Raw genomic sequence first — 3,439 nt, 5'->3', positions numbered from 1 at the left:
CCCGACGCCGTACGAACGTCGGAACGGCCCCGCCGCGGAGCTTCCGCGGCGGGGCCGTTCTCGTGTCGTCAGGGGCGGGGGAGGATCAGCGGGCCTGGCCGCCCTTGGGCATCCGGGCGCCCTTCGGCATCGGACCCTTGGGGATCGGCGCCTTGGAGAGCAGGTCGCCCAGCGCGCGCAGGCGGTCGTTGGTCTCGGTGACCTGGGCGGCGGTGATGGCGCGGGGCAGGCGCATCAGGTGGATCTGGAGCTTCTTCAGCGGGATCTCGTCCTCGCCGTTGCCCACCACGATGTCGTGCACCGGCACGTCGCCGACCACGCGGGCCATCTTCTTCTTCTCGGAGGCCAGCAGCTGGCGGACCCGGTTCGGGTTGCCCTCGCCGATCAGCGCGATGCCGGCCCGGCCCACGGCGCGGTAGACCGCGTCCTGGTTACGGGTGACCGCCACCGGGGTGCTGTTGGAGCTCCAGCCGCGCCGGATGTTGTTCAGCACCGCGGCGACTGCCCCCGGCTGCCCCTCCATCTGACCGAACGCGGCCCGCTCGGCCCGGCGCCCGAAGACGATCGCCATGGCCAGCACGGCCACGATGAAGCCCAGGATGCCCAGGTAGACGGGATGCTCGATCGCGAAGCCGATGGCGAGGAACACGCCGAAGGTCAGCAGGCCGACGCCGGCGATGATCAGGCCGATCTTGGTGTCGACCTTCTTGGTCATGGTGTACGCCAGACGGATCTGCTTCAGTCGCCCGGGGTTCTCGGATGTTTCCCTCGCCATAACGCTCATGGTACGTGGCACGGGTACGGGATATCCAAGCCCGGGTACCCGTTCGCCCCAACCGTGACCCGTGTGCCCGTACGCCGTCGCACAGAGCGACGCCGGGGGGCCCTGTGACGTCGAAGCGTTATCGCCGATGGCGACGCCGATGCGTTACCGCCGGAGCACTACCGCCGACGCCGATGCGTCAGCGCCGGAGCACTACCGCCGGACCGGCCGCGGCTGTGCCGTCCGGGCCGCCGCGTCGTCGTGCCGGCGGTCCGCCGCGTACCGGCGGTTCTCGCACACCGCCGCCCACGCGTTGCGGCGCGCGTGCCGCTGGCCGGGAGCGAGCAGGACGCTCTCGGCGAACCGCAGCGCCACCCCCACCGACCGGATCCGCATCTGAACCCGCATGCCGAACAGCTCCTCTCGTGGCTGAGAAGAATCGAACGCTCACCAGGCGTCCAGAGTCCCCACCCCGTGTTACCAGCCCGTGACCAGCCAGTCAAAGCGTGGTGAAAACCGGAAGGGCGGAGCCGAAGCTCCGCCCTTCCCGTGGCTCGAACCGATCGGTGGACCGGGAGGCCGCCGTCGGACCGCCGTCACACGCGTGATCGGACCGCGATCAGACCGCGGCCTGCGCGCGCCGCTCCAGCGCCTGCCGGTACAGCCGGCCGGCCCGGTACGACGAACGCACCAGCGGGCCCGACATGACGCCGGCGAAGCCCAGCTCCTCGGCCTCCTCCTGGAGCTCGACGAACTCCTGCGGCTTCACCCAGCGCTCGACCGGGTGGTGGCGCAGCGAGGGGCGCAGGTACTGGGTGATGGTGATCAGCTCGCAGCCGGCGCCGACCAGGTCGGCCAGCGCCTGGCTGACCTCCTCGCGGGTCTCGCCCATGCCCAGGATCAGGTTGGACTTGGTCACCAGTCCGGCCGCACGCGCCTGGGTGATGACGTCCAGCGAGCGCTCGTAGCGGAACGCCGGGCGGATCCGCTTGAAGATCCGCGGCACCGTCTCGACGTTGTGCGCGAGCACCTCGGGGCGGGAGGAGAAGACCTCGGCCAGCTGCTCGGGCACCGCGTTGAAGTCGGGGATGAGCAGCTCGACGCCGGTGCGGCCGGCCTCGCGGGCGGCGGTCATCGCGTGCACCTGGCGCACGGTCTCGGCGTACAGCCAGGCGCCGCCGTCCTCCAGGTCGTCACGGGCGACGCCGGTGATGGTGGCGTAGTTGAGGTCCATCGTGACGATGGACTCGGCGACCCGGCGCGGCTCGTCGCGGTCGAACTCGGCGGGCTTGCCGGTGTCGATCTGGCAGAAGTCGCAGCGGCGGGTGCACTGGTCACCGCCGATGAGGAAGGTCGCCTCGCGGTCCTCCCAGCACTCGAAGATGTTGGGGCAGCCGGCCTCCTGGCAGACCGTGTGCAGCCCCTCCTTCTTCACCAGCGACTGGAGGGCGTTGTACTCCGGGCCCATCTTCGCGCGGGTCTTGATCCACTCGGGCTTCCGCTCGATGGGGGTCTCGCTGTTGCGGACCTCCAGGCGGAGCAGCTTCCTGCCGTCGGGCGCGACAGCGGACACGTGCGACTCCTAGAACTAGACGGGGTACCCCCAGGGTACGCCTGTGGTTGTACGGCCTTCGCCGGGCCTGCCGCCCTGCAATCGCAGGGCAACATGGCTACCGGTCGGTAGATTCCCAGCGGCCGCCGGCAGTTTCGGCGGCCGTCGGCGGAAGGTGCGTCGGCGCTGCCGGGCGGGTCAGTGGCCGAGGACCGGTTCCGGCAGCTCGGCGAGGACGTCCGCCAGGTGCCGTTCGACCACCGGCGCGGCCTCGGCGGCGGACAGTCCGCGCTGCAGCTCGCCGGTGAGCGAGGCGACGCCCGCGTCCCTGATGCCGCACGGCACGATCTTGTCGAACCAGGTCATGTCCGGGTCGCAGTTGAGCGCGAAACCGTGCATGGTCACCCCGCGGGCGACCCGCACGCCGATCGCGGCGAGCTTGCGGTCGTCACCGCGCTGGCCGGCGTTGGAGGGCGCGTACTCGGGGCCGGCCAGGCGCGGGTCGATGCCCAGCGGCAGGCCCATCCGCAGGGTCAGCCTGCCGATGTCCACCACCTGCGCCGGATCCACCACGGCGTCCGGGATGGACTCGCCCAGCACCCAGACGCCGCTGCGGCCCTCGACCCGGGTGGACCCGATGCCGAACTCGCCGGCGGTGCGGATCAGCGCCTCCTCCAGCCGGCGGACGTAGGCGATGACGTCGATCGGGTCGGGCAGCTTGACGATCGGGTAGCCGACCAGCTGGCCGGGGCCGTGCCAGGTGATCTCGCCGCCCCGGTTGACCTCGACCACCGGGGTGCCGTCCAGCGGCAGGTCGGCGGGGTTGGTGCGCTTGCCCATGGTGTACACCGACTGGTGCTCCAGGAGCAGCACGGTGTCGGGGATCTCGTCCGCGACCCGCAGCGCGTGCAGCCGCTGCTGCTCCTCCCAGGCCTCCTGGTAGGGCACGGTGCGCTCACCTATGCCCATGCGAACAAAACGCACGTTCTCGCTCACCGTTGCCGCTCCTTGCCGGGCGTTCGAGACCAACCTCGCCACTGTACGCCCAGCCCGGTCGAACCCCCTCGGCCGCCCATGAGCAGCGGTCCTGCCGGGTCCGGCCGTCCTGCCGGGGTCAGTCGCCC

4 protein-coding genes are annotated in these 3,439 nt (G+C 71.2%); all 4 read right to left on the bottom strand.

Annotated features, from left to right (window positions below; translation table 11 throughout):
* Positions 1 to 85 precede the first annotated feature (85 nt).
* On the bottom strand, positions 86 to 784 hold the full coding sequence (locus ACIQOV_RS33370) for a DUF4191 domain-containing protein (RefSeq protein ID WP_401054496.1): 699 nt from the start codon (positions 782 to 784) through the stop codon (positions 86 to 88).
* 192 nt (positions 785 to 976) lie between these two features.
* Positions 977 to 1,171, bottom strand: coding sequence for a hypothetical protein (locus ACIQOV_RS33365; protein ID WP_359896994.1), 195 nt, complete (start codon positions 1,169 to 1,171; stop codon positions 977 to 979).
* Positions 1,172 to 1,382: 211 nt separating this feature from the next.
* Positions 1,383 to 2,336, bottom strand: a complete 954-nt coding sequence (gene lipA / locus ACIQOV_RS33360; protein ID WP_359896996.1) for a lipoyl synthase — start codon at positions 2,334 to 2,336, stop codon at positions 1,383 to 1,385.
* Positions 2,337 to 2,513: 177 nt separating this feature from the next.
* Positions 2,514 to 3,284: a lipoyl(octanoyl) transferase LipB gene (lipB, locus tag ACIQOV_RS33355; protein WP_401054495.1), complete on the bottom strand. Its 771-nt coding sequence runs from the start codon at positions 3,282 to 3,284 to the stop codon at positions 2,514 to 2,516.
* Positions 3,285 to 3,439 lie beyond the last annotated feature (155 nt).

The sequence above is a fragment of the Kitasatospora sp. NPDC091257 genome (assembly GCF_044757675.1).
In the GTDB taxonomy this organism is placed as follows: domain Bacteria; phylum Actinomycetota; class Actinomycetes; order Streptomycetales; family Streptomycetaceae; genus Kitasatospora; species Kitasatospora lactacystinica.
The sequence above is the reverse complement of the archived record's forward strand: the minus strand, read 5'-3'. Positions and strand labels throughout refer to the sequence as shown.